The 20,106-nt window shown below is 61.8% G+C and carries 13 protein-coding genes; 2 read left to right on the top strand and 11 right to left on the bottom strand.

Annotated elements, in window-relative coordinates:
- Nucleotides 1–128: 128 nt before the first annotated feature.
- The 11 genes from U9J66_RS03915 to U9J66_RS03865 all read right to left on the bottom strand — a co-directional run bounded on the left by U9J66_RS03915 (nt 129) and on the right by U9J66_RS03865 (nt 18,977).
- A complete protein-coding gene (locus U9J66_RS03915) occupies nt 129–662 on the bottom strand; it encodes a hypothetical protein (RefSeq protein WP_326337049.1) in 534 nt (177 codons plus the stop codon).
- 177 nt (nt 663–839) lie between these two features.
- Nucleotides 840–1,424 (bottom strand): hypothetical protein, encoded by a 585-nt coding sequence (locus tag U9J66_RS03910; RefSeq protein WP_161111848.1) that lies wholly within the window; start codon nt 1,422–1,424, stop codon nt 840–842.
- A 321-nt stretch (nt 1,425–1,745) separates the two neighbouring features.
- Nucleotides 1,746–2,255 (bottom strand): SUKH-3 domain-containing protein, encoded by a 510-nt coding sequence (locus U9J66_RS03905; RefSeq protein ID WP_161111849.1) that lies wholly within the window; start codon nt 2,253–2,255, stop codon nt 1,746–1,748.
- 134 nt (nt 2,256–2,389) lie between these two features.
- Nucleotides 2,390–2,833, bottom strand: a complete 444-nt coding sequence (locus tag U9J66_RS03900) for a hypothetical protein (RefSeq protein ID WP_161111850.1) — start codon at nt 2,831–2,833, stop codon at nt 2,390–2,392.
- Nucleotides 2,834–3,202: 369 nt separating this feature from the next.
- Complete coding sequence (locus U9J66_RS03895) at nt 3,203–3,670, bottom strand: hypothetical protein (RefSeq protein ID WP_161111851.1); 468 nt, start codon at nt 3,668–3,670, stop codon at nt 3,203–3,205.
- A 78-nt stretch (nt 3,671–3,748) separates the two neighbouring features.
- The gene (locus U9J66_RS03890; RefSeq protein ID WP_161111852.1) at nt 3,749–4,198 is read right to left on the bottom strand and encodes an SMI1/KNR4 family protein; all 450 of its coding nucleotides are present in this window, start codon (nt 4,196–4,198) and stop codon (nt 3,749–3,751) included.
- A 4-nt stretch (nt 4,199–4,202) separates the two neighbouring features.
- Nucleotides 4,203–4,559, bottom strand: a complete 357-nt coding sequence (locus tag U9J66_RS03885; RefSeq protein WP_161111853.1) for a hypothetical protein — start codon at nt 4,557–4,559, stop codon at nt 4,203–4,205.
- Between the two features lie 37 nt (nt 4,560–4,596).
- Nucleotides 4,597–5,316 carry a hypothetical protein gene (locus U9J66_RS03880; RefSeq protein ID WP_161111854.1) on the bottom strand — a complete coding sequence of 240 codons (720 nt, stop codon included), beginning with the start codon at nt 5,314–5,316 and terminating at the stop codon, nt 4,597–4,599.
- Nucleotides 5,317–6,417: 1,101 nt separating this feature from the next.
- Nucleotides 6,418–7,302, bottom strand: a complete 885-nt coding sequence (locus U9J66_RS03875; RefSeq protein ID WP_161111855.1) for a hypothetical protein — start codon at nt 7,300–7,302, stop codon at nt 6,418–6,420.
- An 834-nt stretch (nt 7,303–8,136) separates the two neighbouring features.
- Complete coding sequence (locus U9J66_RS03870; RefSeq protein WP_442789849.1) at nt 8,137–15,282, bottom strand: RHS repeat-associated core domain-containing protein; 7,146 nt, start codon at nt 15,280–15,282, stop codon at nt 8,137–8,139.
- 179 nt (nt 15,283–15,461) lie between these two features.
- Nucleotides 15,462–18,977, bottom strand: a complete 3,516-nt coding sequence (locus U9J66_RS03865; protein WP_326337047.1) for a LamG-like jellyroll fold domain-containing protein — start codon at nt 18,975–18,977, stop codon at nt 15,462–15,464.
- A 370-nt stretch (nt 18,978–19,347) separates the two neighbouring features.
- Here U9J66_RS03865 and U9J66_RS03860 point away from each other — a divergent pair, with 370 nt between their 5' ends.
- Together U9J66_RS03860 and U9J66_RS03855 are read left to right on the top strand one after the other, a co-directional pair.
- Nucleotides 19,348–19,716 (top strand): SMI1/KNR4 family protein, encoded by a 369-nt coding sequence (locus U9J66_RS03860; RefSeq protein WP_326337046.1) that lies wholly within the window; start codon nt 19,348–19,350, stop codon nt 19,714–19,716.
- Nucleotides 19,661–20,017 (top strand): hypothetical protein, encoded by a 357-nt coding sequence (locus tag U9J66_RS03855; protein WP_326337424.1) that lies wholly within the window; start codon nt 19,661–19,663, stop codon nt 20,015–20,017. Before U9J66_RS03860 ends, U9J66_RS03855 begins: the two co-directional genes overlap by 56 nt.
- Nucleotides 20,018–20,106 lie beyond the last annotated feature (89 nt).

Genomic DNA, 20,106 nt, shown 5'->3' with positions numbered 1-20,106 from the left:
TGCGCGTTCGTTTCCTACATCGTGGCTCCAAGCCCGAGCAAAGGAAGCGCCCCGTTGAGCCCTCAGGCCCTGCCTGGAGGTGATCACGACGGTGACCGGCGAGGCCTGGCGACCCGTATGGAGTCATCTCACCGCAACCGCTTCCCCGCCTCCCAATCATCAGAAGTGGTCAGAACAGGCCCGGAGACAGACCTGGCGCCAGTGGCATAGAGCATCCACCAAAGCTCCTCGAACGGCACCACCGGCTCTCCGCGGGTATCTACGAACACACTCACGCCACCCCCGTCCGAGCCGACGACGTCCCACCAGGACCATCGTCTGTCCTCGGGGTCGAAGAGCGATATCCATTCATGCACCCCCCAGATATCACCCTGGCGATGCCGGTAGTAATTCTCGCAACCTTGCAGCACGAGATCATCGGCCGATCCCTCAACGGGTTCAGTGTCGCAAAAGGAGGCGAGAAACCATCCGGGAAGCGATGAGTGGTCAAAGTGCTCACGCTCAAAACCTTGAAGGGAGCCGATGGCGATCACCGAGGTCAGAACCCTCCTGAGTCGGCAAGCGTACTCACCCGCGTCCGACAGGGGGTTCACATCCATGCGGACCATCACGGAAGGAGCCTCTCCTTTCGGGCCGAAGCGAACCCGATCCAGCTCATCCATGAAGGTCCTTTCGGCGTTGCAAGATTCTCTCGCTGTCAAGGGTAATGCTCGCCATGAAATCGCTGGTCATTCTTGGCGGAAAACCAAGTCAGCGCCGCCGGATCGGCATCGTCGTCCTCGAGTGTCCGCACCGCTTACACGCCAAATCTCATCGAATCATATTTCATGGCCGGGCGATCAGGAAAAATCACCGGATAGCCAGGAAGAAATCTCCCTTCCATCGCTTTCGGCATCCCTCAAGTGAGAACCAATGTCACCGCCCTCCTTCAGGGAAGAGCGAACCCTATCGACCAACCTGGACACTTGATACCTGTTCCAGGCGACCCTGGGGTCGCTTTCAGCGTCTACCGCATCCGCAATTTCATCCAACTCCCCTTCCGCCCACCAGAAAACCCAATCGTTAGAGCCGGCGGCGATCGCCTCCAGGGAGCCGGCGCCTCGAGGCATCTCGACAACTTCATCGACCAGGATCAGCATGTCGGCCAGGGCCTGCTCCATATAATGGGCATCATCGCTGTCAAACCGCGACATGAAGGAATCGAAAATGCTTTTAAAGCATTCTTGATCGACCTCTCGCGGTTCGCCACGACCGGCGATTTCGACACACAACCTGCCGATGTATCCACTGGAGTAGTCGTCCTCCGGTGTCAATTCTCCTAGAAGGCGCTCAATGGGATCGGCGAACCTCAAGGCGATCACTGCGGAGATCCGCTTTTCTGTATTCATATCACCAGCCAGGGAAGGATCATTCGATTTTTTCACCGATCATCACCTGAAGTAAGCGGAGATCGCTCTGCTTGCGATGCTCCAGGTCTACTATCTCTTGTCAGCATGGAGAATAAAAGGAGTGAGATTTTGCTAGGGGAGTCTGAGAGCCCGTGTGGCAACTCGAAGCACCGAGTGCCACAACCTCTTTATGAACATTCCTGGGTCCAGTTCCTTCCCTCAAGCCAGAAGCGGTAGATTTCTGTGGCACCTTCATATGATCCGTACCGCCTGCGGAATGAACGCCGTGGACAGAGTCACCCTCATTCTCCCCTGGATCCGGCAGCTGCCCTTCTGCTTCGGGGTAGGCTCTGGGTTCTATCTGGTGGCTGGAGGCCATGGCTCAAGTCCAGGGTCCGAATGGAGGCACTTCAACGGACGGTTCGCAAAAATCGCCAACTCCAGCGAATCGGCCAGGTTCTCTCCCAGCCCCCAGATCCAGCCCATCCCGGTGGAGACGATCTTCCCGTCTTCGCTGATAAATGTATTCGCATAACTCAGCCATTCGCCTATCGGATAGAAGGATCCGCCCAGCACGTTCTCCAGCTCAGTGGCCATGTGGCGGTGTCCGGACCCGCAGGCCATGGGATCGATGGTGAGTGGCTCGCCGTTCTTGAAGTTCGGACCCTCTCTGTTGAGGGGGGAGAGGGAAAGGCCCCCGAAGGACTCCAGAAAAACTCTCGCGGTGGGATTGATGTGGTAGCCTTCGAGCTTAAGGTATTCTACCCAGCGAGTCACATCGACTTCTCGGCCTGGGCTCCACCCCTCGTTTCGCAGAGCCATAACCATCTCACCGCTGAAATTTTCCATGGATTCATAGATGTCCAATTAACGTCCGACTCTCCAAGGATTGATAGCGATTAGAGTGCGGATGCGCATAATTTCTGTGTTTTGAGGGTCGGGGTCCGGTGTCGAGTTGCTTGTGGAAGCCATTGCGCTTATGGGTATGCCTCTGGCCGCGATCACTCCCTCTGTGCATCGCGAGCAATGATCTTTTCGGCCTCCGTCTTGATGATCTCCATCATTTCATCGTCCACTGTGAGCGGCGCCGCAATCGTTTCCACATGTTGACGCATCTCGTCCACGCCCAACTCGCGCCAACGCGGATGTGATGAAGCTCTTCGCGCGACACCCTCCCAGAGCTGCTCGAACCGAGATAGCCGATACAGTTCGACATACCCCTGGGTCCTGCCCGGTGTCGAGCTGGAACGCAGGCCCGAGATCAAGGACTCACGAACATGATTCAACGCCGAAGCGTAGACCGGACTCTCGTGGAATATCTCCGCGTCGCCGGATATACCAAATTTGAACTCCATGCTCGCGCGCAGTAGGACCTCCATCTGGAGAAGGTCATCGAAGTTCACGGACTCTGGCATCGGAAAGTTCCCTTCTGTGGTGTAGCGCATCCCTACTGGGATATTTGGAGAAGCCCAGTTTCCTTGATTCGTTTCAACTGGCGACCCCCACTTCATGGTGCCGGTCGTATGGAGAACATAGGGCTCCCCATGTTCGGTTTCTTATCGATCCTGCGTGCGTGGCGTAGGTTCTGTTCGAGAGTGGGTGTCTGTTGGGAGAGTAGGCCGGTGGTCTGGGGCACGTAGCGCCAGGCGGTCGTGGTGCTGTCCCGTGCTCGGCGCGAGATGCGCGAACAGACCGCCCCTGGCGTGGCGGGTTTTCGTGGCTCCCAACCCACCTATCAGGGGCTTCTTTCTGTTCAGAAGAGGCACGGGGGGCCGGTGCGGGGCTGTGACCTGCACCTTCAGAATGAAAAGTGGTCATTGAAAGTATCCACTTTCTGAAACAATCATGGATTCAAAATGCACCCCTTCGCCATCAAACGCCTCCCATGGCACAACAGATCGATCGAAGGCGATGCCCAGGCCAGGGAAAACATAGCGAATGCCCTCGTCTTCAACTACTGGATTCTCGCTGGATGACAGTGCCCTGATCGTCGACTCTGCGGATTCCTCGAAGACCGGAATCCCCTTGCACAGAACACGAATATCAGCCTCCGGGCGATATATCTCGATCGCCTGAACCTTCTCCTCATTTGACTCGATAAGTTGCACAGAAAGTTCCGAAGGTTCGTAGTGGAAAAACCCCCGGTTTCTCCTTTCGTCGACCCTTGGGGCCTTCCAGCCAGGGAACCCCTCCAGTGCTGACTCGGCAACAGAGAAATCCATGCCGATCTCTACTCCCAGGGTGGGGATGCCCAGCCCGGGAAGGACTGTCAGGTCGACCACTGATGACTCCAAAATAGGTACCACAGAGGATACCATTTATCATTGTTTCATCGATTCTCCCAGGAGGAACCGGCTCCCCTAGGGGTGATCAATTTGTGGAGCTCTCGCTGCTGTCGAATGACTCCAGATGAAATCTGAGAAACTATCCCACCGAGATAGAACATGCGACTCTCCCTCCTGGTGCATTAGAACTGTCGGGTCAAATTCATTTCTGGAGTTCATCCAGTAGACTTGATACCCTTGATGTGAAGCGAATGCAACAGACTCATCTGCGATGTACTCTTCCACGCCCTCCTCGATCAGAAAATCCTTCATGCCCTGCTGAAAATCAATTACTTGCGGGAAAAATATGTCCGTCCCAACGAAAAGATTCCCTGCTCCTCTGCCCAGGTGCCTCATGAAATTTTCATAAGCCCCCGGCAAGGGGGATCCCAGCTTCGCACGAAGCTCAGTGAGCTCGCTTTCGGAAATGCCACAGACCAACCCCTTCTCCAGGCGAAGCGATGCGCCAAGGTTAGCAAAGGTCAATATCTCAACCCCATGAATTATTAACTCGCGCGTCGGGAAATTTCTCCGAAAAATGGGGGATCAACCCTTGGTAGGAATCACAAGTGGGTTGCTCTGGATGAAGATTGATCGTGCCAGTCGAGTCATGGCGCCCTGCTTTCTCGCTAACAGTAATCGAGGGTCGGTCGGCGCAGGCCTCCCCATCCGTGGCGTCGGGAGTCCATACCCCGGTCATGCGTCGCATGTGGTCGTAGGTGAAGCACTGCACGTCCGCCTGGAGGTGTTCGGCGGTGGGTTCGTCTCGCAGGTTGAGGACGTTGCCCGCGTCGTCGTAGGTGTAGTACTGGTGCACCAACGACCCGGTGAGTCCGCGTTCGGGCACCAGCGTGGTTTCGCTGGTCTACCCGATGGCCGGTGGATCACAGGCACGTATCCGGCAAGCGGGGAGTTCTTTCGGGGAACGAGGGCTCCGGGGTCCTCCAGCCGCCCTCTTCGATGCCAAAATATTCCGAGAATGAAGTGATGAAAAGTCGGGCTTGATCGGCGACCAAGGGGGGTTCTTTTTTGACCATCTCAAAATACTCGCCCAACGTCATGAGGGCTGCTTCCTCCCTTCCGGTCAAGGCCTGTCCAACGGCTAGCTGCCTCAACTGGAACTGGTCGCACCGAGTGCGCTCCAGATATTCAACAACATCATTGATTCCTCGAAATTTGTTGAAGAAATTCTCTTCAGCGAAGAGTACGTCAGAAGACAACACCCGAACGGCTTCCTGGGTATTGTCGCTCCTGAGGATCGACCACTCGTTCTCAAAATTTACGAAACCGAGCTCTGTACGCTTGAGGTCGGAAAGAGAGACTCCCACCGAAGCCAATCCCGAGTATGAATTCCCCGAGTGGGGAAGTCCGATAAACCTGGATACAAGATCTCCAATCGTCGGACAGCGCACCCCCAGGGAAGGATTCAACCGTATCCCGTAGCCCTTCTCTATGAGATCCAGTCTTAGCTGATAAATGACCGAGGGGGAGTCAAATTTAACAAATCCTCCTCCCTCAAAATCACACCGCCCCCAACCTCGCAAGGACAAGCATCGATCAATTTTCTCTAAAGCCTCACTCGTTAGCAATCTGGACACATCCAAGCATCGACCTTCGTGGTCAACGTCAAAGACGGCGACACGCTCAAGCTCCTATTTCGAGACATTCCGGCAGTGCACTCGCGGCGAGACCCTCGGTGACCGGCGAAGCTCCACGGTGTCAAGGCTTTCCACTCCCATGACCGACACCGTTGACTGCGCAAATGCAGCATCAGGGTGCGCTGGTGTCGGCTCGAGATGGAATTCCCCCAACTCCTAGGTCGACACAGGTACAAAATCGAGCACTCGATCGCCTCACTGGAATCGGAATCGCCTGCATGCTCCTCTGCTACAAGCATCTGGCTGGGCACAGTAACTTCTGAGGTGAGTTCAAAAGAAAGCGATCACACCAAAACAAGACCAACTGGTAGATTTTGTGGTAATCCTAGATATACTCATCCAGCCACCCCCACTCTCCGGGAGAAGACTTCAGCTTGCCGAGAACAAAAAGCATGCAGTCTTCCAAGCTCGATGAATCCGTTCTAATGAATTCACCCCCAGTCACGCCGGGTCCCGAAAGAACTGCCGTCCACGGGCGCCCCCCAGGAATGGATCTCTCATGATCAACCTTCAGAATAACCGTAACGCCCAATTCCCCAAGGCGAGCCATAATGCTAGAAATGTCCATAAGTAATACTAACACCCACTCAACGTAGACGCGATGCTGTCCACATTCATCGCATGACCAGGCTTCCTCGAGTCGCTTATGTGCGAGGGAAACCTCCCTCCCTCATCTGGTGGGTGAACACCAATCCCGAATCCACCTACTCCGGACCGTTTTCAGGCGGTCCTGATTTTCGGCGCGAAACAGTTGTTGGCGTAGGCGTGCATCTTCTGGTGGTCGGTCACATCCAGGATCGGGTCGACCGAGATGAACCGACTCGGCGCCGAGGCGTAGGTGTGTGCTCCGATCTGGGGCAGTCAACGGGTCAGGATCTGGAGCAGGGGCCGGTGGATCACAGGCACGCATCCGGCAGGCGGGGAGTCCTTTCGGGGAACGAGATCTCCGGGGCCATCCATACGCTATGACAGGGCAGGTGCTCGCCTTCGTCGAGACCGACCTTAGAGATCAGCAGGTCTTACCGATTTGGACTCCCATGCCAATATTCACTCAAGGCGTATCACATATAGATCATCTCTATCGCCGAAGTGCATAAAAATTGAATTTTCGAAAGAAATCACTTCTCTGGGGGTTCCGGGGATGTTGGGGTCGCGAATCTTTAGAGGCTGGACATCCTTGAGGTCAACAGAATTTCCATTTATCTCGAAAATAAAAACCTCGCGATCTCGATACCCCCTTCTTTTGCCCAGTTCGTATCTCCCAAGGAATGCAAATTCATCCCCTTGTGCAGCAATGCCCAGTGGTGCGAGGACTGGAGTTTCAATGTTGCTAATATCGCCGTTCATGTCGATCAAAATCATTGAGTTGCCTTGATCGGCCAGGGCAATAATTTGATCTTTATGGAAGCCCATTGCGTGACAATGGAGAAACTTATCCGAATAGATGCCAAAGTCTTTCATTCTCCACGACACCACGCCGGACTCTTGCCAGCAAGCCACCCCCGGAAAATCATAGCCAATGTCCGAAGATTCAAATCCAGACAAAGGGCTTCCGAGTTCCGGGATCGCTAGCGATCCACTGTCGGAATATCCGACCCAGATCCTTGAATGTGGATCCACGAGGATCTTTGAACACGGCCCACTTATTTCTATCCGGCCGTCTACCCGCCCTGAATCGTCAACGATGTAGACCGGGGTCGCTTTCCAGGTGGACGCAAGGGACCTTTTCGACAGGAAGAACCTCCCTTGGGAACGAGAGATGTAATTTACGCCATCAAAGGCCCCTTCAAGCCTTATAAGGTCCCCTGAAAAGTAGATGTAGTAGGTGCTGTCGCCGACCAGCAGGCGAACAACTTCGCCATCGGATGTCAAGCCGTACGCTTGCGTACGGAGGCCACTGATGCCATGCCGCCCCACTTCAGTGAGGGACACTCTCGATTTTCCCAAATTCCAGACCCAGATGAGTTTTTCTATACAGTCAAATAAATCCGAGAACAAACCGAACTCAGTGAGCCGCCTGGCTTCAAAGAGAAACAAAGATCGGCGACTTGGTCGGGGTCGCATGTGCTCTCACACGATTCGAGTGCAGGCGGCCGGTATCGAACTCGCTGAGGTCACCTTCGTGGAGCATACGAAGTCAGGACTGGCGTATCCCAATGATAAGCACATCAGCACTGCCGACAACGATAATTTCGAAATGCTCTTCAACTTCACATGCCCCAATATAATAATCTCCTGGACCACTTGTACGCCTAGGAAGTCCGGGGTGGGGCAGGCAGTGGATCACCAAGCGCGCCCAGTCACTTCATTCGACAATTTTTAATTCAAATATCAGAACACAAATTAAAGATCAGATGCCCCTGTTGGCCAAGTGAAAAATTTGGGCGGACCAACTACTACAGCCTCAATTTTCTCAACTCGACCATCAGTGAGAATCATCATTCTCCATTCGGTGGATCCGATGGAAAAAAGTCCACACTCGTCATTTTTTTCAAGAGCTCCGAAGAGCCCGATCCACCCAAACTTCTCACGGGCAAGCTCAGGATAACTTGAATACCTGGACCTATGGATATCCAAGAGTTTGGAGCTGGGTGACACAAACACCCTGAAGGACGCGCCAGGATCCCAACATGCGTTGTCCAAGACTTCCCTCGGTACAACCTCCAGGGATCGGCAGGGGCTTTCCTTTAGCATGCAGATCACTCTGTTGCGAGAAATGCTAAAAATATAAAACCTCCACCAAGAATGGGTGCTGGCACCTGGCGGCTAGCGAAAATTGATATCTCCCGGGGACATGCCAGACCAGGCTGGACCGACTTCGCCGAACATCGGCCCCTTGATCATAATCTCGCGCTCTCCAGGATACTCCACCCATGATTGATCATTTGAATGAACGTGATCTCTTCCTGTGGGAATTCTCGACCTGAGGACGGCGCCGGAACCGCCATCCTTAGTGGCAGCAGTCAAAGCAACCATCGGGCTGGTCGTCCAGCTTGTGTATTCACTATCAGTGTGACCCAGATGATGCGCCTGGGGGTCTGAGTGTCCGCCCCTAGGATTCGCAACTCCGTTGACGGCGTCTTCAAAAGCCGGATTTGCGCCGCCTGTTTGTCCGCTTATTTCCGAAACTCCACGATATACAGTTGTCCCGCCACCGCAGTTGTGGTTGAGGACATCCAGGTCCCCGGCCGCCACGTGGTAGGTGTGGACGCCCTGGACGGTCAGGTTATGGACCGTGGCCGTCTGGGTCCAGGCCTGAACCGCGGAGACCTGCACCCAGGTGCCGGACGAGGTCTGCAGCCACATACCCGGGGCCAGGTCGATCGCGTCCACCCACAGGCCCGGGTCCGGGACCCAGAACGGGTGACCGTCGGTCGCCACGATCACATCGCCCGCGGCCACCGGCCCCGGAACACCCGCGGATTCCTCATCCGCACCGGCCTCGTCCCCTGCGGGGGCATCGCGTTCGGTGGTCGGGTCGATGGTGATCTGCACCAGGGCCTTACCACCCGAGCCCACGATCGTTGCCATGACCGTCCGAGCCGATTGCTCTCCTGTCTCGGGATCGGTCGCCAGAACCTTCTCGCCGACATCGACGTCCTCGATGGGTTTGGTGGACCCATCGGCCATCACCACACCCGTCCCCGGAGTGAAGCTGTTCCCGATCGGACAGCTCACGTTCTGCATCTTCTTGTTGGCCCGGTTCAGGCCCTTGATCCCATCGATCAGCTCACCGCCCAGGGCGGAGATCCGTCGACCCAACTCGGCTGCCTTACCCCACCGAAGCCCGTACTTCGCGGCGAGCTTGGCGGGCAGCCCGCCTACGAACATCAAAGCCACGTTCAGCGCGGTCTCGCCGCACGCGCCCAGGTCGCCGGAAGTGAAGCACTCCAGGCCTGCGGTGATACCGAGCTCATCGGCCACCAGTTGGGCCAGGCCGGTCGCCGCGGAGATCAGCTTCTGCCTGGCCTCGATCCGCTCCATCCTGGCTTCGCGCTGCTGCCGCAACGCCGCCTGCTGGGCCTGGTGATCGCGCATGTACTGCCGCTGCTTGGCCGTGGTCCGCATCGGCGTCACGTTGTACCACTGCTGCACCACCGCACCGCTCGCGGTGGCACGCATCGCCTTGCCGTCGGAGTGGGAGTACAGCCAGTTCTTGCCGTTGCGTTGCACCGGGGAGTAGATCAGCGGGCGCCCCGTCTTGGAGTTCACCCCGTCCACGATGATGTAGTACAGCCCATCGGGGTCTGAGTAGGTGACCGGGCTGTTGTTGGCGTAGGCGTAGCCGTGCATCTGCTGGTGGTCGGTCACGTCCAGGATCGGATCGACCGAGATGAAACGACCCAGTGTGGAGTCGTAGGCGCGTGCCCCGATCTGGGTCAGCCCCGTGGAGGCGTCGATGGTGCCGTTGGCGAACCCGCGTTCCGCCGGCCAGGCGTCGCCCGCACCGCGCTCGGTACCGAACGCGGTCATGTACCGGTGGGTCGCCTCACCGGTGCGGGCGTTGACCGCGACCTGCCCGGTCCCGTGCAGGTCGGCGTACATCCACGACAAGGTGCCGTCGTTCTGACGGACCGCGACCGTCTGCCCGGCGTGGGAGTAGAAGCGGGTGGCCTCTTTGATCAGGTCCTGTTTGTCCAGACGCAGCTCCATACCCGGCAGATACAGGGTGGTGGAGGTCGGGTCATCGCGGAGCAGACGCTGACCGTCGGCGTCGTAGGTGTAGGAGGTTCGGGATCCGTCCTCTTCGGTGACCTGGACCAGATTGCCTTCGGCGTCCCACTCCAGTTCTTGATCACGCGAAGCGGTGGTGCGACCGGTCATGTTCCCGGTCTCGTCGTAGGAGTACTCCTCAAGACGCTCACCCGCGGGACCGGACTCCTCCACGCTGGTCAGAGCCTGGGGCGCTACACCGGTGGCTCCACCGTGGGTGTAGGTGCGGGTGATGTCACCGCCGGGAAGTCCGCGCTGGACCTCGGTCTCGCGGTTGCCGAGTTTGTCGTAGGTGTATTCGTGCCAGTAGGGGGCGGCTCCTCCCAGGGCGTCCGCCGAGGGTCGGTCGGCGCAGGCCTCCTCACCCGTGGCGTCGGGGGTCCATACCCCGGTCATGCGACGCATGTGGTCGTAGGTGAAGCACTGCACGTCCGTCTGGAGGTGCTCGGCGGTGGGTTCGTCTCGCAGGTTGAGGACGTTGCCCGCGTCGTCGTAGGTGTAGTACTGGTGCACCAACGACCCGGTGAGCCCGCGTTCGGGCACCAGCGTGGTTTCGCTCGTCCGTCCGGTGGCCGGGTCGTAGTCGCGGGTCATCCACGTGGTGTGGGTGTTCGAAACTCCGAGGTCCAGGGCGAGCTGACGCAGTTCACCGGTCTTGCTGTAGACGGTGCCGGTGACGTAGTCGGTGAACCCCGACATCTGGGTGGGCATGCCCAGCTCGTTATAGCCGTAGGCCACCGTTTCCTGGCCCAGGCCGCCGGCGGCGGGCAGGGTCAGCGCTCGGACCGAACCGTCGAGGTTGTACTGGGTGGAGAACCGGTAACGTCCTCCCAACATCGGTTCACTGCCGGTGGGAATACGGATCTCGGTGGTGGTGGGCCGGTAGAACTGGTCGTAGCGCACCACCCGGGTGGTGTAGGGCTCTCCGTCGGTGTAGCGGGTGGACGAGGTCAGGTGTCCCTTGGCCAGGGTGTCGTAGACCCATTCGGCCCGCTTCTCGCCCTCAAGTGAGTCCTCGTACAGCCCGGTCTGACGGCCGACCTCGTCATAGGCATAGGCCAGGGTCTTGCCGCGGGCGTCGGTGGCGGACACCAATTGGTCGAGGTCGTTGTAGCTCATCGTGGACACACCGCTGAGCGGGTCGTCGCTGCTTACCAGGCGTCCACGCAGGTCGTAGGTGTGTTCCCAGACGTTGCCCTCGGGGTCGGTGACCGTGGCCAGGGCGTCGTTCTTCGCGTAGGTGTAGGTGATGGCGTCGTAGTCGCCCTCGGGTACCCCACCGTGGTGGGTGCGCACTTCGCTCAGACGGCCCCGGGCGTCGACGATGGAGGTCGTGGCCACCGCGCCTTCAGGCGGGGTGACCAGGGTTCGGTCACCGTGGTGTTCGGTGCTGGTGCGCCAGCGTTCCTCGCCGAAGGCGACGTGGAGGTTGTCCGTGACCCGTCCGGCCCCGTCGTAAAGGGTGACGGCTTGGCGGGGGATGTCGGCGTCGTTGTCGACGACGAACAGGGTGTCGGTCGGATCCTCTTCGTTGAAGTAGGCGGCCCTGGACTTGACCTCGCGCCCGTGGGTGTCGTGGAAGGTGTCGGTGACCAGGCGACCGCCGCCGGGTGCGGGTCCCTGGGTCTGGCGTGGGCGCAGGAAGGCGTCGAAGATCTCGTGGGCGGTCGTGTACTCGGTCTGGGTCTGCAGCGTGTGTGTGGTGATCGAGGTGGGTGCGTCCTGGCGGACGTGGTACTCGAACTTCGCGGTGGGAGTGTCCGTGGCCTGGTCACGGTCGGGCAGCCATACCGAGGTGACACGGCCGAGGGGGTCGTAGGCCATGGTCATGGTGCGACCGTTGGCGTCGGTCTCCGAAATCGGAAGACCACGGGCGGGGTCCACGGTCGTGGTGGTGGTGTGGCCCAGAGGGTTGGTCTCGGTGACCGACTCGGGCAGTCCGGAGGCGGTGAAGGTGTACTCGGTGGTGGTCACCCCGCCGGAGGCGTCGGTCTCTTTGACCGTGTTGCCGAAGGAGTCGAACTCGGTCCGCTCGACCGTCTGGTAGACGGGCTCTCCATCCGAGTAGGAGTCGAGCTTGCGGGTGCTGGTGGGAAGGCCCTGGGTCGGAGCGTCGCCGTGGTCGCCGCCGTCATAGAGGACGAGTTCGTCGGTGATGACGTCGTCGGGGCGGTTCGGGGTCTGCTCACAGTCGATGGCGAGGGTCTCGGCTCGGGATACCAGGTTGAGGATTCGGGCGCCGGTATTGCTGACGTAGGTGGTGTTGACGCACGTCTCGTCACCCTCGACCTCCACGTCACCGTGGTCGCGGACCCGGGTGATGACGCCGTCGTCGTTGACCGTGTTGTCGACCCTGGTCCGGCGCCAGGATCCGTCGGCGAGACGGGTGAAGCCGATGACCTGTTCGGTCTGGGTCCTGGTGGCGGTCTGCTCACCCCAGTCGTGGGTGACCTTGGCGGTCTCCTTCCACCAGGGGGTACTGATCTCCCGAGAGATGTCCTGTCCGCCTTCGCCGTCGCGGACGATCACCTCACGGACCATGCCGTGGAGTTCCTTGTGGTCGGTGTGCTTCTCTCCTCGCGAGTCGGTGATGGAGACCGAGCGCTTGCCCGAGGGGAGCTTGTCCTCGTGCATGCCCTGGAAGTACAGATATTCGGTCTCGGTGCGCTCGTCCCCCTCATGGCCTGTGCGCACGATGACCCGCTCGTAGCCGCGCCAGTCGGCCCAGGTGCGGTACTTGTCCTTGACCATGCCGTCGGCCTCGGTGTACCGCCAGGCCGGGGACCCCACGTAGTCGTAGCTTGTGGTCATCGTGGGCTGGTCCGAGACCAGGTCCACCTCGTTGACCTCGGTGACCACGTACTTGTGGAACCAGTCGGTCAGCTCCACCCCGCCCTCGGGGGTCCACAACACCGGGTAGCAGCGTCGGGTGTTCTCGTGCGGCTCGGGTGTCTTGCCGGGTTCGCACTCGGGCTGGGAGTAGGTGATGTCGAACTGGCCGCCGGACTCGGTGTAGATCGAGGTGATGCGCCAGCGCAGCATGGGGGCGATGTCGTCGGTGGGCGAGTCGACCCGGTTGGGCATCTGGGTGCCCGCGAAGCTGATCTTGGGCATCGCTTCGGTGCCGCCGACCTTGCCGACGTGTTCGATCGAGTCCAGCCACAGGGTCGGGCCGGTGCCGTCGCCGGCCTCGGGGAAGGAATGCTCCAGCTTCCAGGTGTCCACGTCGGTGTAGGAGCCACCGACACGGATCTGGGTGGTGATGGCGTCGAGCTTCTTGGTGGACCAGAAGGTCGGCGAGTGGCGACCGGCACAGGACTGCCCCGATTTGCAGTCCTGGTCGAGGGGGACGTCGGGCCAGTGCTTGGCGTTACCCGATGTGCGCTTGTCGGCGGCGCAGTCGAAGGAGGAGGTGACTAGGCACCGCTCGGAGGAGGAGAAGACCACCCGGGCCGGGGCGGTGGCGTAGACGTCGTCGCTGCGCAGCCCGTACTCGATGCGGGCGATGTTGGCGGCGCGCACGTAGGGGGTGGCGGTGTTGGTGAGGTTGCGGCCGTAATGGTTGGTCTCGGCGTCGTAGTAGAACGTCATGACGTTGCCGTGTACGTCCACGACGTAGTCGAGGTTCCACTTGTTGGCCTGCTGACACCAGGACTGGGAGAAAGTGGCGTTGTAGCAGGGCTGGCCGGACTTGGTGGCGTAGATCGGAAGGGTCTGCGCCGAGTTGGTCTCGGGGTCGCCACTGGACCAGCCGGGCAGGCGGTTGCGGCCGAAGAAGTACCGGGTGCCGTCGGGGGTGGTGACCTTCCAGTACTCGCCGTCGTGGGCGCCGTTGTCGGCTCCGGTGAGGCGTTCGACCTTGGTGCCGTCGTCGTTGGACAGGCGGTAGGTGCCGTCGTCGTCCTTGATCAGGGCACCGGAGTGGCCGGTCATCGACAGGGTGACGTTGTCGGTGTTCCAGCACAGGTCACCGGTCTTGTGCCCGGAGTCCACACACGCGGCGTAGCGGCGTTCGATCGCGCCGGGGGCGTAGGCGAACCCGTCACCGATCCAGGAGGTCTGGTTGTTGGAGGTGGCGATGCGCCCGTCCACGCCTCCGGAGGAGTAGCCCAACCCGATGGCGGGGTTGAGGCTGCTGGGGGCCGGTGGGGTGGGGAAGGAGTAGGACCAGGAGAAGTCACCGGACTGGTTATTGACGTTCCAGCTGGAGGCCGCCGAGAGCTGGGTGGCACCGTAGTCGCCGTTACCTCCCCCCGGGGCGGCGGCCAGCGCTATCAGCGCGCCCTGAGGGGCCGCGCCGACCCTGGCGGTGAGATGGTGATCGTGGGCATCGTTGGCCAGTAGCTCGGCCGAGTCATAGCTGACGGTGTTCTCGGCCGCGCAAGAGTCGTCCAGGACGCACTCGTCCAGCTCGACCACGCTCAGCCGGGAGGCGTAGTCACCACCGAAGGCCTCGGCGAAGTCGGAGTAGTCGATGCCGAGTTCGACCGGCGCGACGCCGGGTGAGCCGTCGGTACGGGTCACACGCAGCAACAGACCGTTGACCCCGATCTGTTCGGCCTCTCCTTGACCCAGGACCTCGATCCGGGCCGAGGTGACCGGTTCCGGTTCGGGGACCTCGATTGACGCGACCTGCTCGGGAGCCGTGAGGGTCTGTGCTTCTTCGTCGGGGGCGGTCTCCTCGGCTCCGGAGGACTCGGAGCCCTGTTCACCCTCGGCCGGCCCGTTCTCGCCGTCAGCGGCCTCTTCGCCCGCCTCCGCGGTGTCGGGTCCTTCTTCGAGGGTGGCTTCCCCCGTCGTTTCGTCGCCCGTCTCGTCGATTTTCTCGGCCCGGCGCTCGGCCGCCCGCTCCTCCAGCTCCCTGGCGGCCTCCTCTTCGAGCAGCTCCTGCCAGCGCTCGGGCACCTCCCAGTCCTCGAACTCCTCACCGGTCACGGCCTCCACCGTGACCAGTGCGTTCTCCGGTTCGTTGAGCGTGCGAGCCGTGCTCTGATCCAGGTCGACATCGATGCTGGTGGCCTCGGGCCAGGTCACCGTCGCCGGAGCGGTCACCGCGGCCTCGGCGACCGCGTTGTCCTCGGCCAGGGCCGAGGCGACCGCGTCACGGCCTTGGACGGAAGCCTGTTCGTCCACCTCGGGGCGAGGGTTATAGGCGGTGGCCGAGGCCGGGAGCGTGTTCAGCAGCCCGGCGACCATCATCGTGGCCACCACGTAGGTGATGCCACGGCGGAACGGGCCGGGCCCGGTCGAAGCGGCAGAGGTGGGAGCAGGGGAAGGGGTGTCACTGCGCGGGGTCACAGCAAGCCTCCTGTCACCCCGCCTTCATGGGCGGGGTGACGATCACAAGGGGAATGTGGGGTTAGGGGTGGAGCTCGGGATCAGAGCCGCGGAACGGGGATCTGTCCCGCGTAGACCTGGGAGAGCTCGCGTTCGTTGAGCACCCCTTGGTAGGTGTGGGCGTCGTCGAGGTCGCCGGTCCAGAAGTAGGTGTTGTTCCCGCGGTGCTGTCCGCTGCCGATCCGCACCGGGCCGTCGGCGTGCCAGGCGTGGTCGACGCGCACGCGGGATTCCTCGAACCCGTTCACGTAAAGGACCAGTTCACCGTTGGTGTGGTCGTAGACTCCGGCCAGGTGTACCCATTCCCCCAACCTGGCGGGGGTGGTGGAGTAGGCGTAGGTCCATCCGGCCGAGCCGTCGGTGGGGGCGTCGTCGTGCGGGGCCATCTTGAAGGTCCAGTTGCCGTTGGAGCCCTGGTAGCCGAGGTGGAATCCGCTCTGGAATCGACCGGACTGGCTCAGAGCCGAGGTGTTGATGCTCTGACCGGTCTCGTCCAGGCGTACCCAGGCGGCGGTGGTGAAGCTGCGGTCGGTGCGGATCGCGGGCCCGGTGGCCTGGATGTACTCGTCGTCGCCGTTGAGCCGGACCCCGGGGGAGAAGGTGATGTCGTTCTCGGCCTGGTCCCAGGCGGTTTCGGGGTCGGCGTGCAGGGTGGCGGTCAGACCGTGGTCGGTGGAGTCGGCCACCGTGGTGCCCTGGTATTCGTCCAGGGACCAGTGCCCCTCGGGAGCCAGGGGGCGGTTGGCCAGCCTCCAGATCTCGGAGTGCTGTTCGGTGTCGGTGACGGTCTGGTCCAGGACGAGGCGGTCCCAGACCTTGACGTCGTCGACGGCTCCGGGCCAGTAGTAGTTCCCGATCCCCTGGAAGAGGGCGCGTCCCACGGTCAGGGGGCCGGTGGCCTCCCAAGGGCCGGTGTGGGTGGCGCTGCCTTGGCGGACGCCGTCCACGTACAGGACGAGCTCTCCGGTCTGGGAGTCGTGTGTGCCCACCAGGTGTGTCCACACCTCTGTTTCAGCGGGGGCGGAGGAGGTGACGACGGCCCATTCGCGTGAGCCGTCCCAGTACTGGTCCTCTGGGGACATCTTGAACACCCACTCGCCGGTGTTGCCCTGGTAGCCCAGGTGGAAGGCGCTCTGTTCCTCGCCTTCCTGCGCCACGGCGGTGTGGTGGGCGTGGGCGCGGTCCAGCTTGACCCAGGCCGAGACCGAGAAGGTGCCGCTGGTGTCCACGGCCGGGTAGTCGGCGTTGATCTGGTCGTAGGGACCCGGGTCGCCGTCGGTGTAGCCGCTGGTGTGGACGGCGGTGCCGTTCAAGCGGGGGGTGGGGTCGGTGTCGGGGTTGTCGACGGTGCCCACTCGGCCGCGGACCCAGTCGACTCCCTCGGAGAGGGTGGCTCCGCGTTCGGGGTCGATGGCGTCGGCGGCGCGATCGCCCTGACCCTCGTCGAAGGCCAGGTGGGCGACGGGGTCGCTGGGGGGTGCGACCAGGAAGGTGTAGGCCAGGACGCAGTCGGAGGAGTTACCGAAGGCGTCCACGGTGCGGGCGTAGATGCGGTTGGGGCCTTCTTGACGGGGGGTGAGGGTGATGGTGACCGAGCCGCCGGGGCTGCTCGGTTCGATGTCGTGGACGCAGGAATCGTCGTTGAGGGCGTACTTGTAGCCGGTGGCGTCCTCGACCCCGTTGTTGGAGAAGGTGAATTCGCCCGGCAGCCCCGGGGAGCCGTGGAAGACGTCGCCGGCCGGGTAATCGGTGGAGGTGACCTCGGGCCCCTGTTCGGGGCGGTCGGTGCTGACCATCAGGTAGCAGCGGGTGGACCACCCCGACCAGGAGATGCCGTCGTTGGCGTTGGCCCGGTAGGTGATCAACACGTTCTCCGGCAGGGTGCCCGAGCGCACCGATTGGAAGGACCCGGAGGACCACACGGCGACGTCGGTCATCGCGGTGTCCACGTCTCCCACGCGTTCGCCATCGACCCACCAGGCGAAACGGGTCTTGACCTTCTGTCGACCGGCGGAGGTGGAGTCGCGGTCGCGCACGTAAGCGGTGAAGGTGGGGCGGGTCTGGTTGATCAGCCTCGGGGCGTCGGGGTCGGTGGCGCATTCGCCGCCGTGGGAGTCCGAGAGTCGAGTGGGGGTCTCGGGCGGGTTGTTGTAGTCCACCTGCAGGGTGGGGTTGGAGGCGAAGCGACGCCAGTCCCAGTTACTGCTCGAGCGGGTCTCGTTGCCGCGCAAACCCAGAGTGGTGGTGGCGTTGCCCGCGTCCCGACTCCACACGTATCCGGCGGTGGCGTTGAACTCCACCGTCGGTGAGGCCCCGCCGGGGCAGTTGGAACGTCCGGCGTTGATGGTGCGGGTGTCCAACCTCGTACGCCATGCCGAAGTCTGGGAGTTCCAAGTGGTGGAGGAGGTGATGGCGTCGGTGCGCCACAGTTGCACCTGGGCGTTGGAGCATCCGTAGGCGTGGGTGACCTTGGCCCGGAAGGTGGCACGGGTGATGTCGGCGTTGCGAGTACGCGAGTCGATACTGAACCGCCAGAACGCCCGCTTGGTGTTGCCTTGGGCCGGTTCGTAACCCACCCCCGGGGCGTGGGAGGTGGCGTAGTTCCAGTACGACTGAGTGGGATAGTTGCGGTTGACGTAGGCGCGGCCCACCCGGCTCACCGCCACCGACGGATCGATGTAGACCGGGTACAGGGTGGCCTCATCAGTGAGCATCGCCGTGTCCGGGACCAGGCGGATCCTGTCCGGAGCCAGATCCACGTCCAGTAGTGCGGTGCGGGCACCGGTCGGCGCCATCATGGTGGCGTCCTCGGCCATCTCCTCCTCACCCGAGGAGTCCCACATGGCGGGAGCCACGGCGCTGAACACGCTCTCCTGGCCCTTGTCGCCGATGGCGTCCAGGTTGCCGTGCTCACCCAGACGCATGGTCACGCCCTCGGTGGACAGCCCCAACTCCAGGTCGTTCAGCAGCTTGTGCCGGGCGGCTTCGGGGGTGTGCACCACCAGCACCTGTCCGAACCCGTCGACCCCGGCGGTCAACACCAGGTCCACATCCGGAAGGACATCGGGGTAGGTGGCCTGATCACCTTCGAGTACCGGTTCGGGGAGATCCTCATGCCAACTCAGCTCGACCGAATTGGAGCCCAGGCCGATCTTCGCCAGCACAGAGTCCCCGCCACCGGAGAAGAGGATGTCGGCCACCACGGCCTTGGGGCGCACCCGGCCACGGGAGTCGACCACCAGGTCGGTGTCGACGGGGGTCCACCCGTCGTCCTCACGCACGCGCACAGGGTGCGCGTTCTGCTCCATGGTGAAGCTGCCGTCAGGGTTGGCCAGATGACGAGTGGTCTCGGTGGTGGCGCCGGCGATCTCTACCGGCTCCCCGCTCTCCCTGGCCCGGATGATGGCCGCCTGCTCCGACGGGTCGGCGGTAGCGGCCGCGTTCTCCGCCGCGGGTGGAACAGGGGTTTCGTCCGAGTGCGCGGTCGAGTGCAGGAAGGGCGTGAGCAAGGTCGCGGCCAGGAGGGCAGCGGTCGATGCGCGCACGGCGCGGGGCATGGCGAAGTGCTCTCTAGACCCAGGTATGGGGGATGACCGAGCTGCGGGATGTGTCCCGGTCGACGGGACTCACTCGGGCGGACCCTGGGAACGCGATGGAAGTTATCAGGGCAAAACGAACAAAGTTATAGTGACGTATGTCACTCTCCGGTTCAGAAGGCCCAGAACCGCGCAACACAAGCATGGATCGGCCCCAGGGCACACCAGAGTCCGCATCCGGCCAAAGGTTTGAGGTTTAGAACGTTTTCGAGGCAAAGCTCCTGAACAGAGCCCGTCACGGAACGCCTGACTCCCGGTTCCCGACACGCCTCCGGTCCCGGTCTACGGCCACCGTGTTTCGGTGCCCTTTCCTTGATCTACGCTTCGGTCCGTGAGGACGACGACATGGAGCCGGGTTCGTGAGCGGGTCCAGGCCCTGGCTTCCACGGGTCGGGAGCACGACGCGTTCGAAGCGCGGAATCGGTACGGAGCCAAGGGGCACAGCCTGCCACTCGCCGCCCCGCTCTCAGCGGCGGAGATCGCCGAGGTGGAGACACAGTGGGGCGTCTCGCTACCCGAGGACTACCGCGGGTTCCTCCTAGAGGTCGGTGCCGGCGGAGCGGGCCCCGGGGCTCAACGTACTGGGCAGAACAGCGACCGGATGGGCATGGGACGGGGGCGAGGGTCGGCCCCGGCACGCCATCTTGTCGGCCTCCTTCGTCACGGCCCGGGAACGAGTACGACTCCTGGCCGAGCATGAGGACCAAGAACCGGAACGGGCCGATTTCGCGACGCGGGAGGCGTTCGACGCCGCGTACAACGAGTGGCGCGACGCCGACGACCGCCTTTTCGACAGGTTCGCGGACGGGGCCGTGTGCCTGAGTCACGAGGGATGCGGCCACTTCCACTGGCTCGTCGTGACAGGCCCCGAGCGCGGCAGCATGTGGGTCGACGGCTTCCCGGCCGAAGGGGGTTTCCGCCCCCTCGGTACTTCAGGCGAGAGGGGCGGGTTCGCCGACTGGTACCTCGGCTGGGTCGCCACCTCTGAGGCCCTCCAGTGATCACGACCAGAGGAAGACCTGGGAACGGCGACTGCGAGGGCGGCCGATCCGCATGGGCGGGCCGGAGCGGCGTGGAACATGAAGGTCGG

This window comes from Nocardiopsis sp. LDBS1602 (assembly GCF_035818715.1).
In the GTDB taxonomy this organism is placed as follows: domain Bacteria; phylum Actinomycetota; class Actinomycetes; order Streptosporangiales; family Streptosporangiaceae; genus Nocardiopsis; species Nocardiopsis alba.
Note: the sequence above shows the minus strand (reverse complement) of the source record. Positions and strands in the feature narration are given on the sequence as shown.